This is a genomic window from Pseudomonas sp. AGC41, from assembly GCF_057334555.1.
This window is the reverse complement of sequence record NZ_JBHFJB010000022.1, coordinates 206,825-228,154: the sequence shown is the minus strand read 5'-3', so window position 1 is coordinate 228,154 and position 21,330 is coordinate 206,825. Positions and strand designations below refer to the sequence as shown.

Here is a 21,330-nt window from a genome sequence, read left to right as displayed (position 1 = left end):
ACTTGATTCACACATGAGGTTTTAGTGAGTGCATGCATTCCGGATCGGAAAGTGGAGGGCTCGTATTGCATTTTTACGCGTAAATAAGGGATCTGCCTTCCGGACACGTACCCTACCATCCGCCTGCTCGCACAAAATACGCTATTTTTCGTTTATTGTATTTTATCGTCTTGCAAATCAATTTCCGGTAGCGTCTATTAGGGGCTCGGCGTTCGAAATTGGCGTGCGTTTGGGCTTTCAAACCCATTCCGATCCGGGCTTGAGGGACGGCTTGCCAACGACCCCATGATCAACGCTTGTACGTAGGCATCACAGATTCAGCTCCGCTCGACACTCAACCGGTACCAACAAAAACAATAGTCTCGGGAGAATACGCATGCTCATTTCAAACCGTCGATTCAGCCGTTGCATGTTCATTGCAACCGCCGTGTCAGCGATCACGCTCTCGACCGCCGTCCAGGCATTGGATGCGGTTAAATTCATGGCCCCCGGTTCGGTAGGTGGGGGATATGACCAGACTGCCAGAATTCTCGGCAAGGCCTTGATCGAAGCTGATGCGGTCAAATCCATCACGTTCGAAAACAAGGGCGGTGCAGGTGGAACGCTGGGGTTGGCACAATTTGCCAACAGCACGAAAGGCGATCCGAATGCGCTGATTGTGGTCGGTGCCAACATGGTCACATCCGAGGAGCAGAACAAACCGCAAATCACCATGAAGGATGTCACTCCCATCGCCAGGCTTTTCACGGAATACAACGTGCTTGCGGTGCGTGAGGAGTCATCCTACAAAACGCTGGAAGACTTGCTGACGGCCTTCAAGGCTGATCCCTCCAGTATCAAGTGGGGTGGCGGTTCCAAAGGGTCGATCGATCACATTGGAATCGCAGAGCTGGCCGGCAAGATGGAAGTTCCGATCAACAAGGTGAATTACATCGCCTATGCCGGCGGTGGCGAGGTCGTTGCCGCGACGTTGGGTGGCCATATCACCGTTATTACCGGCGGCTACGCTGAACTGGCCAAGTATGTTCAGTCCAAGCAGTTCCGGTTGCTGGGTATCGGTGCACCGGAGCGGGTCGCTGGCATTGAAGCACCGACGCTCAAGGAGAAGGGGTACGACGTCATAATCAACAACTGGCGCGGCGTTTACGGTGCGGCAAATCTGTCTCCGGAGCAGCGCAAACAAGTGGTGGATGCCGTTCTTTCAGGGACCAACAGCAAGGTATGGCAAGAAAACGTCAAGGTGAACGCGTGGTCTCCGAGCATCCTGACCGGCGACGAGTTCGGCAAGTTTGTTGAAGAGGATCATGTGCGATTGCGCGCCATGCTGGTCAAGGTCGGGCTGCTTTAAATGCCCCGGCCTTCCAAGGTGGTGCTGACGCAGCTTGCCGTCGGCACGAGCCTGATTCTTATCAGTGGCGTGTTGGCTTACGGGGCCTTTCGATTTCCACCGGAGATGGGCTTTGTGATTCTCAGTGCCTACGTCTATCCCTATGCGGTAGCTGCATTTGTGGGCTGCGTAGGCCTGTTGCTGAGTTATCAAGCGATCACCGGTGGTTTGCGAAACCTACCTGACCATGACGACGAGGCTGCCACGACCATTCCCGGCGGGAAAGCCGGCGCGGCCTGGGTGACTGTTGGACTCTTGGGCGTGGCCTTGCTGATTGAAGTCATCGGGTTCGTGCTGGCGGCCGGGTTGTTGTTCGCTTTTTCGGCGCGAGGTTTCGGCAGCCGTCGTCCAGTGCGCGACCTCGCCATCGGTATCGCGCTGACCTTGCCCATCTACTGGTTGTTCAACGCCGGTCTAGGGGTTTCCCTTCCACACCTGATCAACGTGTGGATCTGACCCGTTTGAAGGAGTTAACAAGGTGGAAATTCTCTCAAGCCTGGCGGTAGGTTTTGCTGCTGCGCTGCAACCGATCAATCTCCTGTGGGGGTTTATCGGCTGTCTGCTCGGCACTGCAATTGGCGTTTTGCCGGGCATCGGGCCAGCGCTGACGGTGGCTCTGTTGCTGCCCATCACCGCCAAGGTCGATCCTACGGGCGCCTTGATCATGTTCGCCGGTATCTACTACGGCGCTCAGTTTGGTGGTTCCACGACCTCCATCCTGCTCAATACTCCCGGAGAATCGTCCTCGATGGTCACGGCCCTGGAGGGCAATCTCATGGCTCGCAACGGGCGGGCAGGACCGGCCCTGGCTACGGCTGCGATAGGGTCATGTGTGGCCGGAACCATTGCGACGCTGCTTCTGACGCTGTTCGCTCCTGTCGTTGCCACCCTGGCGTTGAAATTCGGACCTGCGGAATATTTTGCGATTCTGGTGCTGTCGTTCACCACCGTTTCCGCGGTGTTGGGAGCGTCGATGCTGCGAGGTTTTGCATCGCTGGGCGTTGGGCTGGTCATCGGCTTGATCGGTCTGGATTCCACTTCGGGGATCGCCCGCTATACCTGGGAAGTTCCCGAGTTAGTCGACGGTATCGAAGTCGTGTTGGTGGCGGTGGGATTGTTCGCGGTGGGGGAGGCGTTGTACAGCCTGCTCTATCAAAAGGAAGAAGCGGTACGTCGGCATCGTTTGACCTCGTTGTGGATGACACGTGATGACTGGAAGCGATCGGTTCCGGCCTGGCTCAGGGGAACGATGATCGGATTTCCATTTGGCTCAATCCCCGCCGGTGGTGCGGAGATCCCGACCTTCCTTTCATACTCCACCGAGCGCAAATTGAGTAAGCACCCGCAAGACTTTGCTGCCAGCAAGGGTGAGGGGGCCATCGAAGGGGTTGCCGGTCCCGAGGCCGCCAACAATGCCAGTGCAACGGGTTCGCTGGTGCCGCTGCTGACGCTCGGCATCCCGACCTCCGCCACCGCGGCCATATTGTTGGCGGCGTTCCAGAACTACAACTTGCAGCCGGGGCCGATGCTTTTCCAGACCTCGGGTGATCTGGTCTGGACCCTCGTGGCGTCGCTCTACATAGGTAACGTCATACTGCTGGTCTTGAATCTTCCGTTGGTGGGGCTTTGGGTGAAGCTGCTGCAAATTCCCCGTCCGTACCTCAACGCCGGCATTCTGGTATTCGCGACTATCGGGGTGTACGGGATGCGCCACTCGTCATTTGATCTGCTGCTCATGCTCGCCATCGGCTGGGTAGGAGTGGTCATGCGACGATTCGATTTTCCCGTCGCGCCCGTGATTGTCGGCATGCTGCTAGGGCCGATGGCCGAAAAACAACTGCGTAACGCGTTATCCATCAGTCAGGGCGACTGGATGGTGTTCGTGACGCAACCTATAGCTGCCTCGATTCTTGCGCTGACGCTGTTGGTGCTGGTGATTCCACCGCTGCTTCACGCACGTGGCATCAAGTTGCATGAAGACGATTAACGTTTTTCGGTGAAAAGCGTTGGGCCAGATGTCAGTTAGGAGTGAGTGGGTGCGATACGACATTACCAGCCTGGACCTGTTCATTTCCGTGGCAGAGGAGCGCAATTTGACCCGAGCGGCTCGAATCAAGCATCTCGCAGTGTCAGCCGTCAGTAAGCGTATTACCGAGCTTGAAGCGCAGGTTGGTTCAGCCTTGCTGATCCGCAATGCCAGAGGGGTTGATCTCACACCCGCAGGGCAGTCGTTATTGTTTTATGCGCGTCAGGTGAAGCAGACGATCGAACAACTGGACCATGAACTGGGGGACTATGCCGCCGGGGTCAAGGGACATGTGCGCATCCATGCCATCACTTCCGCCTTGTCTCAGTTCTTGCCGGACGATGTCTCGCGGTTCGTGTCGCTCTACCCGCAGATCAAGTTTGATATCGAGGAGCGTGTGGGGTCAGCAGTGATTCGCGCCGTCGCCGATGGGCGCGCTGACTTGGGCATCATAGCCGCACAGACCTCTGCCCAGGGTCTGGAGACATTACCTTATCGCAGTGATGAATTGACGTTGGTTGTTCCTGGCGGGCACCCGTTGGCACGTCACACATCGGTTCGATTCAAAGAAGTGCTGGAGCACGAGTTTGTCGGACCGCATCTGGAAAGCTCGATGCACACATTGCTGACAAGCGAGGCCGAAAAACTCGGCATGAATCTCAAGCTGCGGATTCGCATCAGCAGCTTCGATTGTATGTGCCGCATGGTGTCGACAGGCCTTGGGCTGGCGGTGCTACCACGTAGTGTGATTAACCAGTATCTGCGTAGCCACAAACTGAAGGCCGTGACATTGGACGAGCCATGGGCCCGTCGTTCATTGCTGCTTGTCTGCAAAAAATATGACACCGCCTCACCTACTTTGAAAACGCTGATCGATCATCTGAATCATCGTAAAGATGATTGAGTGTTCTCTATCGGAGAACGCTGGTGTGGCGATTGATCAATTTTCAATAGCGGGGGCTGCTTCTAATATCGACCTATCAGCGGCATCGATGGGTTAAGCCCGGTCCCGCGACCATTATAAAAAAGCCTGAGCGATATGAGCATGACCAAGACTGCCTGCGACCTCAACAACCATCTTGTGATTGATGACGAGCCGTTTGCTTACATCGATTTGAACAAGATGCTGTCGCCTGTACAGGTGTCCAAGCTTCCTTATTCGATTCGCATCCTGTTGGAAAATGTTGCGCGTTGCTCGCCCGAATCACTGCCATCGGTGCTGGCTCGCGCCATCGGAAATGGCCCGGATTGCGAAGTGCCTTTCCAGCCTAATCGATTGATGTTCCATGACACGACCTGCTTGCCGGCATTGGCCGATTTCGCCGGGATGCGTGATGTGGTGGCTGAGCTGGGTGGTGATCCGAAAGCGATGAATCCACTGATTCCGGCGGTACTGACCATCGACCACTCAGTGATCGTTGAGCATTATGCCGAGGCCGATGCCGTAGAGCAGAACCTGGACATCGATTTTCGTCGCAACAGCGAGCGCTACCGCTTTATCAAGTGGGCGCAAGAGAGCCTGGACAACTTCAGGGTGATCCCGCCTGGCACCGGCATTATTCACCAGATGAACATGGAAGCGTTGGCGCAAGTCGTTTGGGAAAGTCGAACCGAAGAGGGTCAACGCTTGCTACACCCGGACGACATGGTTGCCACCGACAGCCATACGCCAATGATCAATGCCATCGGGGTCTTGGGTTGGGGGGTGGGTGGGCTTGAAGGGCAGGCCGCCATGGTCGGTGAACCGGTACCGATCAGCTTCCCGAAAGTGGTGGGCATTCGTGTAACGAATGCCCTGCGTCCCGGTGTCACCGCGACCGACCTGTCGTTGCATGTGGCCGAAATCTTGCGCAAGCGTTCGGTCGTCGGCAAGTTTGTCGAGTTCACCGGTCCCGGCCTATCTGCCCTGAGCTGGGCCGCCCGAGGAACCGTGTCCAACATGGCGCCTGAGTACGGCGCCACTGTGGTGTTCTTCCCCTTTGACGACGAGACCCTGTCCTACTTGAAGCTCAGTGGTCGATCAGAGTCCCTGTGCAGCAAGGTCGTCAGCTACATGAGCGCCCAGCCACTGTGGCGACGCGATGAGTTGGCTGAACCGCAGTTCGATGAATTGATTGAGTTGGACCTGAACAGCATCGAAGTCAGCGTCGCTGGCCCACACCAGCCGCACCAGCGTCAGAAGTTGTCCAACGCCGCAGCCTCGTTCCGAAATGAGGTGATGGGGGGGAGCAATTTGATTGCCGGACCTGCGCAAGCGACGTTTTTCGAGCCGTCCTTCAATGAGCCGATCACCCACGGTGCGGTCGTCATGTCGGCGATCACCAGTTGCACCAACACAGCCAATCCATCGCAGATGATTCAGGCCGGACTGCTGGCACGTAAAGCTCGTCAGCTCGGGGTGACTCGCAAGCCGTGGGTCAAGACGTCGCTGTCTCCAGGGTCTCGCGTGGTAGCCGATTACCTGGCAGAAGCTGATCTGCTGGAGGATTTTTCTGCGTTGGGTTTCGACCTTGCCGGTTTTGGTTGCATGACCTGCATCGGTAACTCGGGCTCGCTTGAAGAGCATGTGGAGCTGTTTGCGGATCAAGGTCTGAAGGGTGTAGTGGTACTGTCCGGTAACCGAAATTTCGAAGGGCGAGTCAATCCCAAGGTGCCCGCTGGCTACCTGGCATCCCCAGCCCTGTGTGTGGCTTATGCCATCGCCGGGACCATCGATATTGATCTCGAGTCGCACGCCTTGGCCAATGATCATGAGGGTAACCCTGTTTACCTTTGCGATCTGATGCCATCCGACGCTGAAATCGCTGCCCAGGTAGCCAAGGTCGTCAAGCCAGAGTTTTTCCGGCAGCGCCTCGCCAAGGTCTGGGAGGGTACACACCACTGGCAATCGCTGTCGGCTGAAGGCAGTGTGCGGTTCCCATGGAGCCCTGATTCAACTTATCTGCGCCGCCCACAATACTTGGCCGATATCGCGGCTGAGCCAAAATCCACCTTGGCCATAAATGGTGCGCGCACGCTGATGGTCTTGGGTGACAACGTGACAACGGACCATATTTCGCCAGCTTATTCCATTCCTGCCGATAGCTTGGCCGGACAATGGTTGCTGGAGCGCGGTGAAAATCCCCAAGACCTCAATCAATATTCCACCCGTCGAAGCAACCACGAAGTGATGTTGCGTGGCGCCTTCACAAACAAAGCAGTGAAAAATCGGCTTCTTGGCGACATGCAACCCGGGCTCGGTGCTTGGGCGTGGAACGCTGATCACAGCCAATGCCTGCCTCTGTACGAGGCGGCCAAAAGCTATGCCGCCCAGCACACACCGATGGTGGTGTTTGCAGGTATCAATTATGGCGCCGGTTCCAGCCGTGACTGGGCGGCAAAGGCCCAGGCCTTATTGGGTGTCAAAGCAGTCGTGGCGCAAAGCATCGAGCGTATCCATCGCAGCAATCTGATCGGCATGGGCGTGATTCCGTTGCAGTTCAAGTCAGGTCAGTCTGTCGACGATCTGACACTCCAGGGTGATGAGCGTTTCGACTTCCTGGGGCTTGATGATCTTAGCGTCGGTGAGAACCACGTGACGCTCGTCATGCATCGCGCGAATGGCGATCAGCAACAGGTCGATCTCGGGGTACGTATCGATTCCCTCCAGGAAATTCGCTACCTGGTCAACGGAGGGGTGCTGCCCTTCGTGATTCGCAAAGTGGTCAAGCGCACACGTCAGTGATTTGAGTATATGGCCTGCGCGCAGGCCAGTATTGCGATTACAACAATAAGGAACAGCAGTTATGCACGGCGATAAAAGCAGCGCAGGTATACCCGATCTTCGGTTCTTTCAAGCGGCGATAAAACCCGCCGCACGGGACTTAAACACATGGCCATGGGCGCAGGGATCTCTGTGCTTGGCTCGCTGTTGCCCGCTGGTTTCGCCCAGGCTGCCGACCTTCTGAAAAACAAACCTGTTACTTGGAGATCATTCCTATGTACGCCTATGTCGGGTCACGGACTACTCGCGAACGCAATGCCCGCGGCGAGGGTATCAGTGTCTACCAAGTCGACCAGGAGGACGGGACTCTGGCCTTGATCCAAGTGGTCAGGGACCTGGTTAACCCGTCGTTTCTTGCGTTGAACAAGGCGGGCGATCGCTTGTACACCGTGCACGGCGACAAGAGCGAGATCAGTGCCTTCAGCATCGACGAATCCAGCGGAAGGTTGGAGTTTATCAACCAGCAAAGCTGTGAAGGCAAGAACCCGGTGCATCTGGCACTGGATCCGACCGAGCGCTTCTTGGTGGTCTCCAACCACATCAGCGGGTCATTGGCGGTCATGCATGTGGCCGAGGACGGTTCGCTGGGGACGCTGAATCAGTTGGTGAAGCTGGAAGGTCCGATGGGACCGCACCGGATCGAGCAACCTTTTTCCAAGCCGCACTTCAACCCGTTCGATCACAGCGGCAAGTTCGTGCTGGTCCCGGACAAAGGTCTGGATCGGGTGTTCAGTTTTCGCTTTGACAGAGGTCAATTGATTCCTGCCGAGCAGCCGTTCGTGGTTTCACGTGAAGGCGCGGGCCCCCGGCATCTGGCCTTGCACCCGACAGCGCCTTACGCCTACGTGATCAACGAGTTGGATTCGACGGTGACGACCTACCATTTAGATGCTCAGGATGGTTCGTTGAAGCCTTTGCAAGTGCTGACTTCTTTGCCATCCACGTTCACTGGCAACAGTCGCGCCTCCGAGATCGAAGTCGATCGCAGTGGTCGTTTTGTTTATGCCTCCAATCGTGGCTATGACAGTGTGGCTGTCTTTAACATTGACCACAACACGGGTTTGTTGACTCCGGTGGAGTTCATGCTCACTGACGGCAAAACTCCACGCTTCTTCATGCTAACGCCGAATGAACGGTTCCTGTTCGCACTCAACGAAGACAGCGACAGCATCGTTTCGATGGCAATAGATCCAGAAACCGGCGGATTGAGCAAAACGGGATTTTCGGTTTCCACCGGCAGTCCTGTATGCATGGTCTTTTCCGCTTGACAATGTGCTGACTTACAATAATGCAATGACAGAAGCAGGCTCCGGTCTGATTCGAGTGAGGATCGCTATGAATAACAATAAGCCTGATGAAGCCGCGATTGTTCGCAAGGTCACCTTGCGTATTATCCCTTTTGTGTTCCTGCTCTACATCGTTTCCTATCTTGATCGTGCCAACATTGGTTATGCCGCCTTGCAAATGAACAAGGAGCTCGCGTTGTCCAGCGAGGCCTTTGGCTTTATCTCAGGGATCTTTTTCATCGGTTACTTCCTGTTTGAAGTACCCAGCAACGTAATGCTCAATAAGTTTGGCGCCCGGGTGTGGATCGCCCGCATCCTGGTCACGTGGGGGGCCATTGCAGCCCTGACAGCGTTTGCCCAGACGGCCAATCAACTTTACATCCTGCGATTTTTCCTGGGGGTTGCCGAAGCAGGTTTCTTTCCGGGAATTATCGTCTATCTGACGTTCTGGTTCCGCTCCAAGGAGTTGGCGACCACCGTTGCACTGTTCACCGCCGCAATCCCGGTGAGCTACATCATCGGTGCACCGATGAGCACCTGGATTATGGATAACATCAGCTGGTTCAACTGGAGCGGCTGGCGTTGGATGCTGTTTCTGGAGGGCATCCCGGCCGTTTTCCTTGGTGTTGCCTGCTACTTCTTCCTGACGGATAAACCGGAACAGGCGAAATGGCTCAAGCCTGAAGAGAAAGAATGGCTGATTGGCGAGCTCGAGCGTGATCGTCAGAGTCGCAAAAACGTGAAGAGTCTGAGCGTCTACCAGACAATGACCAACCCAAAGGTCTTGTACTTGTCGTTCATCTACTTCGTGTACCAGTGCGGCAGTCTCGGTGTTGGCTACTGGATGCCGCAGATCATCAAAAGCTTTTCCGAGTCACTGACCCATACGCAGATCGGTTTGATTGCCATGTTGCCTTACATCGTGGCCACGGCAGCGATGATCATCTGGTCGCGCAGTTCCGACAAACGCAACGAGCGCAAGCTGCATTCTGCAATCCCGTTGCTGATCGCCGCACTAGGCCTGGTTGGCGCTGGTTTGGTTGGTAATGCATTTGTAGCGATGGCGATGATTTGCGTCGCACTGTCCGGGCTCTACAGCTTCAAATCACCGTTTTGGGCCCTGCCAACGTTGTTCCTTGATCGGGCAACAGCTGCCGTATCCATTGCAGTGATCAACTCCATCGGCAACCTCGGCGGCTTTGCCGGACCTTCGCTGATTGGCATCGTCAAGGGCGAGAGCCAAAGTGCCGCCAATGGTCTGCTGTTCCTCAGTGCATTGTTGCTCCTGGGTTTTCTGATGACCGTGTTCATGCGGGTTTCTAACAAGGACGCCGCGCAAGCTACCACCGCTGTCAGCCATGAAGCGCGGTGACAGTCGATCGGGCTGGCGGCCCTGCAAACGGTGCCCCCGGTCAATGCAGAGCGATAATGGCAGGGTCGATGTGAGCTGATGTTTCACGCGATACACTCGTTTTTTAGTCGCTCTGCTTTCCGGATCTTCAATCATTTCGCTTATGCCGTTTTCAAGCCGGCAGGGCATTTTCAGGGCGCTGTTTTGGAGCGTGGCATGTATAAAAATAAAAAAGTAATCGGCACCTGGCTGGCTGTTTCCCCGTGCATCTTCACAGGCATGGCGCAGGCGGAAGGTTTTGTTCAGGACAGTAAAGCCAACCTGCAAATGAGCAACTATTACTTCAATCGCGATTTTCGTGATGGAGCAGGGCAATCAAAACGCGAGGAGTGGGCCCAGGGCTTTATCATCGATGTGCGTTCCGGCTATACGTCAGGCGTCGTCGGTTTTGGCTTGGATGCATTGGGCATGCTGGGCTTGAAACTCGACTCCAGTCCCGACCGCAGTGGTTCCGGTCTGTTGCCCACTCATTCCGATGGACGCGCCGCCGACGAATTCAGCCGGCTCGGACTGACCGCGAAAATGAAATTCTCCAAGTCCGAACTCAAATACGGCACCTTTATACCCAAGCTGCCGACCTTGCAGGCCAATACCGGGCGTATCCTGCCTCAGACATTCGAGGGCGGCCTTATCACGGTGAAGGAGTTCGATGCACTCAGCTTCAGCGGTGCGCGCTTCAACCGCATGACGGATCGTGATTCAACCGATGCCAATACACTGACGTTGAACAACAAGAATCTGCGTTTTTCCGGAACGGTCGAAAGTGATCACTACCTGATGGGGGGCGCTGAATATGCGTTCAGTAAAGACCTGACGGTCACCTATCAGTACGCTGAGCTCCAAGATGTTTATCACCAGCATTTCTTTGGCCTGAACCACACGTTGAACCTGGGCCCGGGTAAGCTCAAAAGCGATCTGCGCTACATGCTCAGCGATGATGCGGATGCCGCGCGCGGCGGCGAAATCGACAGTGGTGCGCTTAGCGGCATGCTCATCTATAGCCTGTCTGGTCATTCCCTGGGCCTGGGGCTGCAAAAGATGAATGGTTCGACATCGATGCCCTACATCAACGGTACGGACCCTTACCTGGCCAACTACATCCAGATCAACGACTTTGCCGAACCTGGCGAGCGTTCCTGGCAGTTGCGCTACGACTACGACTTTACTGCGCTGGGCATGCCGGGTCTGACGTTCATGAGTCGCTATGTCCGTGGTGATCAGGCCGATGCGAAAAACAGCATTGGCGCCGGGAATGAGTGGGAGCGCAACACCGATGTTCAGTACATCTTCAAGAGCGGAGCGTTGAAAAACGTTGCAGTAAAGTGGCGCAATGCAAGTTATCGATCCAGCTTCGCACGTGGTGCCGATGAAAATCGCTTAATAGTTTCCTATACCTTACCGATTTGGTAGGACGTTCAGTGGCCTCACTCTTGGAGCAAAAAATGAATGCTATCGACCGTGCGGTAATCGATGAACTGGCGCCAAACGGTGTCCTGAGAGCCGCCATTAACTTCGGCAATCCTGTCCTGGCCCAAAAGGGCGCGGATGGCCAACCGCAAGGCGTGTCTGTTGCGCTGGCCAAAGCCTTGGCTGAAGAGTTGGGCGTACACCTAGAGATGGTGACCTTCGATGCGGCGGGCAAGGTCTTCGCGGCGCTGGAGGAGGGTGCATGGCGCATTGCTTTTCTGGCGATTGAGCCAGTGCGAGAGCAGCAGATCGCGTTCAGCGAACCTTACGTGATCATCGAAGGGACTTACCTGGTCGCCGCCGACTCACCCTTCCAGACGGTCGAGGACCTTGATCAGCCTGGGCTGAGGCTGGCGGTTGGCAAAGGTGCAGCCTACGACCTCTACCTGACACGCACATTGAAACATGCGCAACTGGAGCGGGCAGAGACGTCGGCAGGCGCCGTGGATCTGTACGTTGAACAGGCTTTGGATGCGGCGGCAGGTGTACGCCAGCCTCTGGACGCCGTCGTTGCGGACAACGGGAAGTATCGAGTGATCGAAGGTGCATTTACTTCCATTCGACAAGCCATGGCGGTTCCACGCGGTCATGACTCGGGGGCGGCCTATGTCAGGGATTTTGTCGAGCGCAAAAAGGCAGAAGGCTTCGTTCGTGCGGCGTTGGACCAGAGCGGTCAGGCTGACGCGACCGTCGCACCATCGGTGTGAAACGGCTCTTGTTGCGGATCAAACGATGGAATCGCCCGTAAGCGATCGCAGATATTGAGGTAGAGAAATGGCCGAGGCCGCTGATGTCGTTGTGCAATGCCTGGAAAATGAGGTTGTGGAGTACGTATTCGCCACCCCCGACAAGATCTAACAACGCCGCGTCATCAGCGTCGGCGTAATCCTCAGTGGCCTGCCGTTTGGCACCATTGATTCCAAGACCGGCGAACACCTGGGCTACAAGGTCGAACTGGCCAAGGGCATCGGCCAGGCGCTAGGCGTTGAGACCAAGACCGTCTCGGGCGCATAATGGGGCGGCTATGAAAGCCTGGTTACCGTGGCCGATACCCAGGACCGCAACAGTGCGGCGAACCGTGCTTTGAACCCGATGGTGCGTTTGCATGTCGGCTTGGAGGACGTGGCGACGTTGATCGAGGACCTGCAACGCGGCTTTTCCGTAGCTGGTTGATGCCGTTCCCGCGCAAGGCGGGCAGTGGTCGAGGGGGGTAGCGCCTCACCAGTTTCGCCGGCAAGGCGATGATCAGGAAGCTGTTGAAATCAGGCAGCCGGCGACAAACCACAGGTCACCGGCACTGCTGCCGATGACGTCAATTGCAACGAGTACTCGAACAGCTCGGCGTTCAACAAGCGACGGCTTGGTCACCGAATTGTCCACGTTGAAGATCGCCGCGTTGAGTGTGCTGAGCTGATTGACTGGGCGATGGCGGCGAGCACGTCGGCTTCAATACCCAAGTCGGCCACAATTGCATTCGCTTTGCCGTTCACTTGGCTGGCGATTCTGGCGGTGATAATTGTGCGTCTCACAGTGTTCTCGTTGAGCCGCCAGCCTGTGCTGCGCAACGTTCTTATCGTTAAACCAGAGGGCTAAGCGAAGGCGAAGTTCTTACTCCCGCTGCAGAGTTCAACCAGAGCAGAATTGCTGCGAGGGAGGCGGCGATTATCAACGTAAGCCACAGGATGACCAGCAGGGTGAACGGGACGCTATTGTTTAACTCACGAAAAATGCTGAAGGCAAAAGCCGTGTACCAAGACACGCCCGAAACTGCACCTGATGCGAGAAATAAGGTAGCTCTTCTACGGGATATTCCAAAGAGCAGGGGGCGACTCAAGTCCCGGAGTGCTTCTGGCAACAAAAACGCGTGGATGATCAGGCCATTGAGGGTCAGGACGATCACCACAATGACCTTCGCCCAAAGTTTAGGGTTTTCAAATTTTCCGGCGACTCCATTGCGTAAAGGGCAAGGAAGCCAAGGTCCGAGAGCCACAGGAGGCATAGCCCAAGAGTGACCGCGTCGCTGACGAAGTGAAAGTTCGTCCGATTTCAACGGGGAGGCTACCCCTGCGCATCCAACGCAAAATCCACAGGTCTAGCATCGTTGCCCCGCCGAGACCGAAGCACATGCCGAGCAGGTGTATACCTACGAGGAGTGTAAGAACCTTTAGCTGTGGGAGGGGATCAGGCAACGGAACGCTAAGCGCAAGTGTCTGCAAGTAAGTGACCACTGCCGGAGAGCGCAAGTAGGCCGCCGAAAGTCCTGAGAGACGTTCGTGTTTTCATTTATTGCGGCCTTAACATCAGCAGGTGGCGGGGGCGTGGACGCTACTCATGAAGGCACCGGTGCTTGAGCATCGATCAAGCCCAGGCTCTTCAGCTCATCCCAAAAGGCTGCCGGAATACCGACCTTCATCGCCTGGACATTGGAAAGGATCTGTCCCGGTGAACGCGCCCCCGGAATAATCGCGGACACTTGCGGATGTGCCGCTGCGAACTGCAAGGCGGCCGTATGAATGTCGATGCCATGCCGGCTGGCAACTGCCATGATTCGCGCGCGCTTTTCTACCGCTCCGGCCGGTAGATCCAGGCTGAAGTTATAACGGCTGCGCCCTCCCAGGAATCCATCATTCAGGGGTGTGCCAACCACGACACTGGTGCCCTTGCTTTTCAGCGCCGGGAAGGTGTTGCGCAACGCATTGCCGTGGTCGAGTAGGGAGTACTGGCAGGCAAGCAATACGATGTCAGGCGTCGGGTCATTACGGGTCATTGCCTGAATCACGGCGTTCGGTGTATTGACGCCGAAGCCCCATGCCTTGATGAGCCCTTCATCACGCATCTTTTCAAGCTCAACCATCGCCCCTGTGCGCGCGATTTGATACGCCGCTTCCCATCCGCCTTCCAGCTCAGTGTTATCGGGCGAGAGGTCATGGATAAAGACGATATCGATACGTGGCAGCCCGAGGCGCTGCAGGCTGTCTTCCACGGAGCGTCGCGCGCCTGCCGCGGTGTAGTCATATCGATAGGTGAAGGGCGCCGGCGACTTCCAGATCGCATGGTCCGCACGCGGGCCACCAGCGGCCGTCAATACACGGCCGACCTTGGTGGAGACCACGTAGTCGTCTGGATTTTTGTCATGAAGGAAGCGGCCTAGACGGTATTCGCTCAAGCCAAACCCGTAGAACGGCGAGGTGTCGTAGAGTCTTACACCCGCATCCCAAGCGGCCTGCAGGACCAAGCCTGCCTGCTCGTCGCTGATCGGTGCAAAGATATTGCCGATCTGGGTCCCGCCCATGCCAAAGCGTTGAGGCGTGATGTATCGCATTGCCTGCGAGGGTGAGTTGAGGGGCAGGTCTGCGCGCACGAGCCGCCCTTGCGTCGGCATTACGCTTCCGCGCTCTCTCAGCGAAGCAGGCGCTGGGGCTGCTGCGATCGAACTTGCGATACTCGATGCTGGCAGCAAAGCGGCTGCAACGGCACCGGCCGCCGAAAAGGTAAGGAAATCTCTTCTGTCCATCCAACGTTCCTTTCGCGAGTTGAGGCTTCACGGCCTCATCGAAGCCGGTATTCGTACGAGACGTTAGAACAACGCCAGTTAGCCGGGTGACCCTAATACGCCCTATCTTTTGCACAATCCTGCCGATACGCTTGTACTGGGCGCGCGCGCTCAGCAGACTCGAACATTCCGTTAACAAGGTGCATGTGATGACGAGCGGTTCCTTCTCGCAGTTCCGTTTCAGCCCTGCGCATTCCCCGAGCGTGCGCGAACCCGCCCAGCCCAACGAGCGCGTCCAGGCACTCAAGCGGCTTATCGAAAAAGTCACCCCGCAGATTGGTTTGAACGAGGTCTGCAAAACGGCGATTCCAGACCTGACCTTTTATCGAATGGCCGGGCTGGGTACGCCCACCTACTGCGTTTATGAGCCCTGCGTGGCTATCATCCTGCAGGGCGCGAAGGAGATCACGTTCGGCGAGGAGGCTTGTGAGTTCGGGCCGGGGGCGTTCTTCGTCACATCGGTCGATATTCCGACACTGGCTCGTGTTACCGCGGCGAGCGAGCAGACCCCCTATCTGTCCGTCGTGTTGAAGCTCGATCTGTCCATGCTCAACGAGGTGATCCAGACCCAGCCTCCGCTTAGGCAAGAAGTGACCCCTGAGGCGCGAGGTTTCGCCTCTGGCGCGGCGTCAAGCGAGTTGCTCGACGCGTTCGCTCGACTCTCCACGCTGATCGAACGGCCGCTTGAAGCCGGCCTGATGTCGGATCTTATCAAGCGGGAGATCTGCGTTCGGCTGTTGCTCAGTGGAGCCGGCCAGTGGCTGCGCAGCGTCACTCGCGATGGTTACCGAGACAAGGGCATCGTGAGAGCCATTGAGTGGTTGAAGCATCACTATGACAAGCCGCTGCACGTGGCCGAGCTCGCCGAACGATCAGGCATGGCCAGCTCGACGCTGCATCACAAGTTTCGCAAGCTCACCGGCACCAGCCCCGTTCAATATCAAAAATCGTTAAGGCTGCTAGCCGCGCGCAGCCTGATGTTGACCGATAGGGTCGACGTGAACACCGCCGCGTTGCGGGTCGGCTATGAAAGCGTCGCCCAGTTCAGCCGTGAATATGCCCGACGTTTCGGAGCGCCACCCTCGAGAGATATCAAGCACGCACGAGAAAATGGTAGTCGGCTCGACTAACCAAGCCACCGATGATGTGGCTTGAGTTTACTGATGAGTTAAGGAGGCTTCTGAATGTTCTGGTTGGGGCCATTCGAGTACAAATCAAAAAAAGAGCTTTTGGATAGGCTCAAAGTTTATCTACAAAAAGCGCCAGCAGGCATGACCAACAATAAGTTTGCAGTCAAAAAACTACACCTGTTGCTTGCGATGCATCCGGACGCGGACAGAAAAATTGGCGTCGGAATTGACCACTTCAGGATCGAGAGAAATGCATTGGGGGCGGGAAGGGGATCTGGCTCGTCCGCGTGGATGGCAGTGAAGATACCTTTCCTACAAACGGTGCATCACTGGCGTCGTTCAATCAGTCCATGGCAAGGCATGCGAGGCATTGAGGTTTGCAGTCGTCCGCAATTGATCGCATTTCGCGATTCACTTGGTCTGCCTGTAACGTGTGCGGCGAGCGGAGTGATCATCACGCAGCGAAAAGATTTGCACCTCGATCACAGGGAGCCGTTTTGGATGCTGCTAGAGCGATTATGCCAAGACCGTAACGTCGATTTAACTAAGCTTGAAACGTTTGGAAACGGAGAAAAATTGGCGTTGGTTGATCAAACTATCTCGTCTGCCTTTGCGCAGTACCATCGTCTTCGTGCGGAACTTCAGCCTTTGCTGAAAGCTGCTAACGTTGCGAAAGGGGGCGTCATGTCGGTAGGACTTAAGGTGAGGAAGAAGAAATCGATCCACGGTGAAGGTCGGAGGGTGTAGGGGCCGCCTTTTTTCGTCGGTATGTATCTCCGAGCCAATCCAGCGAATATAATCCGTTGGTTGAATGACTGCCCCCTCAGTGGCCGTCAATATATCTCGACTGCTGGCTTGGAATTGCGACTGCTCCTGCTCTTGATACAGCTTCAAAACAAGTCCATCCCTACTTCAGGAATAAAAGGAAACCCTTAATTTCCAATGAGTCAGACACCAGCTACGAGTCTCGTTTGCCGCTCCAATTATTTTTCTATAGACTTCCAGTGAAGTATGTAGAAACCAAAAAAGAGGCTTAGCCCTGAATGGCACTTACTTAACCTTCTTCGGGTGACCATTCTTTCTGACCTCGGCCCTGGCTGATCGACGTGTTTTCATCAGCATGGGATAAGGCTTGGATCTTCGTTTTATGGCGCGCGGCTCAATCCTGCCAGGACGTTGACCGACCCGTTTCTGGGCAATCAGCTCAAGCAGATTCAGCAGCGATCCTCTTGCTCCTGAGCCCCGTACTGCCCCAACGCTAGGCACAGCTGAAGGCTATGCTTGAAGCTCAGTTCGCGAGGCAGACAGTCGGCGAGCAGCGCTGATTGCGCGATGAGCATCCGTATCAGGTTGTGGGCCAGCAAGTAGATCCACAACTCTTTGACGGCCATGCCCGGTGTCTTGCAGCTCAGTACCTCAAGCCCCAGGGTAGTCTAGAGGTTGCGCAGATCCAGCTCCACATGCCATCGGTCTCTGAACATTGATTTGAGGGCGGCTTTGGGCACCTGCTGTGGACAATTCAAAGTAGTGACCAGGATTTTCCCTCCGGTCTTCAACTCGCGTACTGACAGCGTTTCAGGTGCCTCGTCGTAATAGGCCTGGCCCATCCAGGACGGCTCTGCCTTGGGCTTTTTCAACTCAACCAAATGATCTTCCGACCCCAAGGCTTTCCCAGCTGAAAATCCGTGCTACGCCGTCGAGCGCCGTATTGTTCAGACACCCCGTCCACGCCTCGATGTTGCAATTCAAATAACAAAAAGTAGGTTGCGTAGTAGGCATCGCCCAGCACGATGTCACCTCGTTCCAAGGTGTCGAGCATGGTTCTGAGCAGCGTCTGCTCATCACCGCCTTTACCGCGGAAACGTCCCAACGAAGCATCCAAAACAGCACCGCCGGCGAGGCAAACGATCCCCACCAAGCGGCAGATGGGAAAGCCCAGTCCGGCTTCAGCCCATGAGATTGCGGATAGGCCTCTTGGTTCGCCGGCGTATCCGGCAGGGTGACCGTAGTGCCATCCACGAGACGTACTGGTCGCCCCCTCCAACGCCACGATGATGGAGCCCGGTTGCTCATTGATGCCCCCGTGGAGCGCAACAAAGTTGAAACCATCTCCACCGGCAACCGCGCTCTGGCTTTGCAGTAAGCACCGGTATGAATGCTCTTGGGCTTCAACCCCTCGCAGGAGCGTCTGATAGAAAAATCATTCACGGCATTCTGGCAGGAGCGATCGGCGCTCATCGCCTGGGACAGAAACATGGACAGTGTTTCGGTCGGCGGGAATAGCCGTTGACGATGCTTGGGTATAGACGATTCGACATCTTGCAGTAGCTCTGGGTCGGTGAGCAGCTTGAAGAAAGCACGAGCATTGCTATTCGTGGCGTGCTGGCGGATACGGTTCTCACATCCTGAGTGGCCATAAAGTCCACGCCGACGACACACCCATTCGCGCACTCTCACCCGGCACCGGCAGAACCAAACGGCGAGCCTATAGACGTATGTCCGCGGCGATCGTCCCGCCGTGCGGTTTTCTATGCCCTGAATCGGTGGCAGGCACTGGTGCGCTACTGCGATGACGGGCGGATTGAGATCGACAACAACGCTGCCGAACGAGCGTTGCGCGCCTGTCGCGCTAGGCAGAAAAAATTAGCTGTTCGTCGGCTCCGATGCCGGTGGAGAGCGAGCTGCTGCGATTTATAGCCTAGTGGGCTCTGCCAAACTCAACGACCTTAACCCGCAAGCCTATTTGACCCACGTGCTGGAGCGGATCGCTGACCACCCGATCAACGGGGTAAAGGAGCTGTTGCCCTGGAACGTTTCCCTTAACCCCCTCGAACACAGCGAGGCTGCTTGACTCATGCCCAAAACGACTCCTCCGTCTATGGTTAAAACCGACCAGGTCCTGGTGCTACACATCGAATTTAAATGAATAAACCTTCGATCTGGCGTCGAGTTGCGGTGCCTGAAAACATTACCTTGAGCAAGTTGCATCAGGTGATCCAGGCTGTGTTTGGCTGGAGCGACACGCATCTGCATGAGTTTGAAATAGATGGTGAAAGTTACGGCATGCCTGACCCGGACTGGGACCCTCCGGTGATTTTTGAGCAGCGTAAAAAGCTGATCAACGTGCTGTACGGGAAGAAGACGTTTCGTTATGTCTACGACTTTGGCGACAACTGGGAACTGCGCATCAAAGTCGAGAAAACCTTGCCCGCGATTATTTTCCCGCAGGTGCCGTGTTGCATTGATGGGGCCAATAGACGCCCGCCAGAAGATATTGGCGGTGTGCCTGGTTATGAAGAGTTTTTAGCGGCGCTGGCAGATCCGAATCATCCCGAACATGAAGAAATGTCGGAATGGTATGGGGATGATGGATTTGATCCGACAGCAGTTTGACTGCGATTGGGTCAATCAATGGCTAAAGAGCAGGTGAAGGCCTGATCAGCAAGAGGGTGTCGGGCCGACGCTTACGATTCTGCACATCCAAACCGCTCCATTACTTACCATTTTGCATCTCAAAAAGGCCCCCAGCCTGTGCGCTGCTGTCGTGTTTGGTGCGGGTCTGTTGACACGCAGGACTGCGGTGGATAGATTGTATGCATTGCTGCACACATAACATATTTGTCATGGAGGGCCGATCGTTTGACGCAGTGAAATGAGCATGGGTAATGAGATGGTTCAGGTTCCCATCAGCCTTCAGCCGCCCTGTCACGGTAGCCACTATTGGCCGCCGGAGACGCGCAATTCGCTGATCGCAGAGCATCCAGCGCGGCCGGCTTGGAGCCTTTCCCGACACGCCCTCGCGAACGACCGTCGTGTGCAGATTCCCGAGCTGGTGAACCACAACTGGCTTCCTCTCAGGGTTTTGCTTAAGCGATCGACCCAAAATTCGAGCGACTACACCAATACAATAAGCAGGAGTCGATGATGAACAGATTTGAAAACAGAGTTGCAATCGTGACTGGCGCCGCAGGCGGCATCGGCTCCGCGATCGCGGCGCGCTTGGCAAGCGAGGGCGCAAAGGTAGTAGTCAGCGACGTCAATCTGGAAGCGGCGAAAGTAGTGGTCGAGGGGATCAACGCTAGTGGGGGTAAGGCAGTTGCGATAGCTGCCGACATTAGCTCAGGTGAGGCATGCCGTGGCCTGGTAGATACGGTAGTAAAGCAGTTGGGGCGTATCGATGTTTTGGTCAACAACGCAGGGATCAACCGCCGCGGGAATCTTTTGGCATTGAGCGAGGACGATTGGCATACCAGCTTCGCCATCAACCTAGATTCTATGTTCCATCTGTGCCGAGCAGTTCTCCCGATCATGATCGAGAATGGGGCCGGCGCCATTGTTAACACTGCATCGCAATGGGGACTTTACCCAGCACCAGGCCACATTGCCTACAACGTCACAAAGGCAGCAGTAGCATCGTTTACCCAGAACTTAGCACGGGATTACGCGCCGCAGAATATTCGGGTCAACGCTGTGTGCCCTGGTGAAATCCATACTCCAATGCTTGAAGCTGGCGTGCTCCGCTCCGGCCGGACCATTGCCGATTTGGATAAGATGGTGCCGTTCGGGCGTATCGGTAAGCCAGAGGAAGTGGCAGCGGTGGTGGCCTTCCTTGCCTCGGACGAGGCAGCGTTCATGTGCGGTTCGCTTGTCGAAATCACTGGGGCGCAGGCAGTAGCGTAAGAAGGAGGTCTACCGTGGAGCTGCATGAGCGCCGCGATAGGCCTATGCGCTCGTTCATCGTCCAATTATTGTATCCCTTCAATACAATAATGAGGCTGCATCTGGGCGTTGACTAGATTAGGCATCGGAAGACTCCAGTCCCAGCCATCGTCTGATCCGCAGAACGGTTCGGCGCAGGTGAATCATTGATTTCCCCTGAGCGCAGAGCTTTTGGGCCGTATGTACCTATTCACCGTTACCGATGCCTCATCGGCGGTTTATCCCAGCGTTATTGACCAAAACATCGATGCACCCAGGCCTGCCCAGTACTGTGTTAGCCGGTCAAAGATAGGCCGCGTCGCACCTCGCGTCGGCCCCAATCGTGCAGGCTCTGCCGTAATCCTTCGAGGTGGTTCAACCACTGTCCAGGCTGCCCCCCAGAGATACGAGCGTGATTATCTCCGTCGTACCTCACTTTTTTTGCCGGCGGCTCCAAATGCTGGGCAGACACTCTCGCCACCCACTCCTGTGTGCTTTTTCAAGGTTTTCGCAATCTACGATCGATAGTGAATAATCATCAAAATCGAGATTGCATAATGTGTTCAGTGCTGCGTACAATTCTTCCGTCGCCCACAGCCGGGTGACTTC

Annotated in this window: 13 protein-coding genes and 5 pseudogenes; 16 read left to right on the top strand and 2 right to left on the bottom strand. The window is 55.8% G+C overall.

Features of this window, described 5'->3' with window-relative positions:
* The first annotated feature begins 376 nt into the window (after positions 1-376).
* The 11 genes and pseudogenes from ACE04F_RS03845 to ACE04F_RS03795 all read left to right on the top strand — a co-directional run.
* A complete protein-coding gene (locus tag ACE04F_RS03845; RefSeq protein WP_486104941.1) occupies positions 377-1,348 on the top strand; it encodes a Bug family tripartite tricarboxylate transporter substrate binding protein in 972 nt (323 codons plus the stop codon).
* Entirely contained in the window at positions 1,349-1,843 is a 495-nt protein-coding gene (locus ACE04F_RS03840) for a tripartite tricarboxylate transporter TctB family protein (protein ID WP_030141434.1), read from the top strand. It begins immediately after the preceding gene.
* Positions 1,844-1,865: 22 nt separating this feature from the next.
* A complete protein-coding gene (locus ACE04F_RS03835) occupies positions 1,866-3,374 on the top strand; it encodes a tripartite tricarboxylate transporter permease (RefSeq protein ID WP_434575657.1) in 1,509 nt (502 codons plus the stop codon).
* 28 nt (positions 3,375-3,402) lie between these two features.
* A complete protein-coding gene (locus ACE04F_RS03830) occupies positions 3,403-4,317 on the top strand; it encodes a LysR substrate-binding domain-containing protein (RefSeq protein WP_486104993.1) in 915 nt (304 codons plus the stop codon).
* A 141-nt stretch (positions 4,318-4,458) separates the two neighbouring features.
* Complete coding sequence (acnA, locus tag ACE04F_RS03825) at positions 4,459-7,137, top strand: aconitate hydratase AcnA (protein ID WP_486104938.1); 2,679 nt, start codon at positions 4,459-4,461, stop codon at positions 7,135-7,137.
* A gap of 254 nt (positions 7,138-7,391) precedes the next feature.
* The gene (locus ACE04F_RS03820) at positions 7,392-8,444 is read left to right on the top strand and encodes a lactonase family protein (protein ID WP_434694791.1); all 1,053 of its coding nucleotides are present in this window, start codon (positions 7,392-7,394) and stop codon (positions 8,442-8,444) included.
* Between the two features lie 67 nt (positions 8,445-8,511).
* The gene (locus ACE04F_RS03815; protein WP_434694789.1) at positions 8,512-9,834 is read left to right on the top strand and encodes an MFS transporter; all 1,323 of its coding nucleotides are present in this window, start codon (positions 8,512-8,514) and stop codon (positions 9,832-9,834) included.
* 195 nt (positions 9,835-10,029) lie between these two features.
* Complete coding sequence (locus ACE04F_RS03810) at positions 10,030-11,283, top strand: OprD family porin (protein WP_434694787.1); 1,254 nt, start codon at positions 10,030-10,032, stop codon at positions 11,281-11,283.
* A 32-nt stretch (positions 11,284-11,315) separates the two neighbouring features.
* A complete protein-coding gene (locus ACE04F_RS03805) occupies positions 11,316-12,047 on the top strand; it encodes a transporter substrate-binding domain-containing protein (RefSeq protein WP_434694785.1) in 732 nt (243 codons plus the stop codon).
* Positions 12,048-12,198: 151 nt separating this feature from the next.
* A pseudogene (locus ACE04F_RS03800) lies at positions 12,199-12,345 on the top strand (transporter substrate-binding domain-containing protein); the annotation flags it as partial.
* A gap of 9 nt (positions 12,346-12,354) precedes the next feature.
* A pseudogene (locus ACE04F_RS03795) lies at positions 12,355-12,513 on the top strand (PLP-dependent transferase); the annotation flags it as partial.
* A 1,156-nt stretch (positions 12,514-13,669) separates the two neighbouring features.
* On the opposite strand, the gene ACE04F_RS03790 reads toward ACE04F_RS03795, so the two are convergent.
* Entirely contained in the window at positions 13,670-14,854 is a 1,185-nt protein-coding gene (locus tag ACE04F_RS03790) for an aldo/keto reductase (RefSeq protein ID WP_486104935.1), read from the bottom strand.
* Positions 14,855-15,042: 188 nt separating this feature from the next.
* Here ACE04F_RS03790 and ACE04F_RS03785 point away from each other — a divergent pair, with 188 nt between their 5' ends.
* Both ACE04F_RS03785 and ACE04F_RS03780 read left to right on the top strand, forming a co-directional pair.
* Positions 15,043-16,023, top strand: a complete 981-nt coding sequence (locus tag ACE04F_RS03785; protein ID WP_486104933.1) for an AraC family transcriptional regulator — start codon at positions 15,043-15,045, stop codon at positions 16,021-16,023.
* Between the two features lie 54 nt (positions 16,024-16,077).
* Positions 16,078-16,770, top strand: a complete 693-nt coding sequence (locus tag ACE04F_RS03780) for a DUF3223 domain-containing protein (RefSeq protein ID WP_486104931.1) — start codon at positions 16,078-16,080, stop codon at positions 16,768-16,770.
* 303 nt (positions 16,771-17,073) lie between these two features.
* Here ACE04F_RS03780 and ACE04F_RS03775 read toward each other — a convergent pair.
* Positions 17,074-18,462, bottom strand: a pseudogene (locus tag ACE04F_RS03775) (IS4 family transposase).
* A gap of 81 nt (positions 18,463-18,543) precedes the next feature.
* Here ACE04F_RS03775 and ACE04F_RS03770 point away from each other — a divergent pair.
* From ACE04F_RS03770 to ACE04F_RS03760, 3 genes and pseudogenes are all read left to right on the top strand, one after another.
* Positions 18,544-18,874, top strand: a pseudogene (locus ACE04F_RS03770) (IS66 family transposase); the annotation flags it as partial.
* 3 nt (positions 18,875-18,877) lie between these two features.
* Positions 18,878-19,453, top strand: a pseudogene (locus ACE04F_RS03765) (plasmid pRiA4b ORF-3 family protein).
* Positions 19,454-19,947: 494 nt separating this feature from the next.
* Positions 19,948-20,703, top strand: coding sequence for an SDR family NAD(P)-dependent oxidoreductase (locus ACE04F_RS03760; protein WP_434694781.1), 756 nt, complete (start codon positions 19,948-19,950; stop codon positions 20,701-20,703).
* Positions 20,704-21,330: the final 627 nt, after the last annotated feature.

Excerpts from the sequence above, each read along its gene's own strand:
- ACE04F_RS03845 (WP_486104941.1), top strand. The coding sequence starts at position 377 with ATGCTCATTTCAAACCGTCGATTCAGCCGTTGCATGTTCATTGCAACC.
- ACE04F_RS03840 (WP_030141434.1), top strand. The coding sequence starts at position 1,349 with ATGCCCCGGCCTTCCAAGGTGGTGCTGACGCAGCTTGCCGTCGGCACG.
- ACE04F_RS03830 (WP_486104993.1), top strand. The coding sequence starts at position 3,403 with ATGTCAGTTAGGAGTGAGTGGGTGCGATACGACATTACCAGCCTGGAC.
- acnA (WP_486104938.1), top strand. The coding sequence starts at position 4,459 with ATGACCAAGACTGCCTGCGACCTCAACAACCATCTTGTGATTGATGAC.
- ACE04F_RS03820 (WP_434694791.1), top strand. The coding sequence starts at position 7,392 with ATGTACGCCTATGTCGGGTCACGGACTACTCGCGAACGCAATGCCCGC.
- ACE04F_RS03815 (WP_434694789.1), top strand. The coding sequence starts at position 8,512 with ATGAATAACAATAAGCCTGATGAAGCCGCGATTGTTCGCAAGGTCACC.
- ACE04F_RS03810 (WP_434694787.1), top strand. The coding sequence starts at position 10,030 with ATGTATAAAAATAAAAAAGTAATCGGCACCTGGCTGGCTGTTTCCCCG.
- ACE04F_RS03805 (WP_434694785.1), top strand. The coding sequence starts at position 11,316 with ATGAATGCTATCGACCGTGCGGTAATCGATGAACTGGCGCCAAACGGT.
- ACE04F_RS03790 (WP_486104935.1), bottom strand. The coding sequence starts at position 14,854 with ATGGACAGAAGAGATTTCCTTACCTTTTCGGCGGCCGGTGCCGTTGCA.
- ACE04F_RS03785 (WP_486104933.1), top strand. The coding sequence starts at position 15,043 with ATGACGAGCGGTTCCTTCTCGCAGTTCCGTTTCAGCCCTGCGCATTCC.
- ACE04F_RS03780 (WP_486104931.1), top strand. The coding sequence starts at position 16,078 with ATGTTCTGGTTGGGGCCATTCGAGTACAAATCAAAAAAAGAGCTTTTG.
- ACE04F_RS03760 (WP_434694781.1), top strand. The coding sequence starts at position 19,948 with ATGAACAGATTTGAAAACAGAGTTGCAATCGTGACTGGCGCCGCAGGC.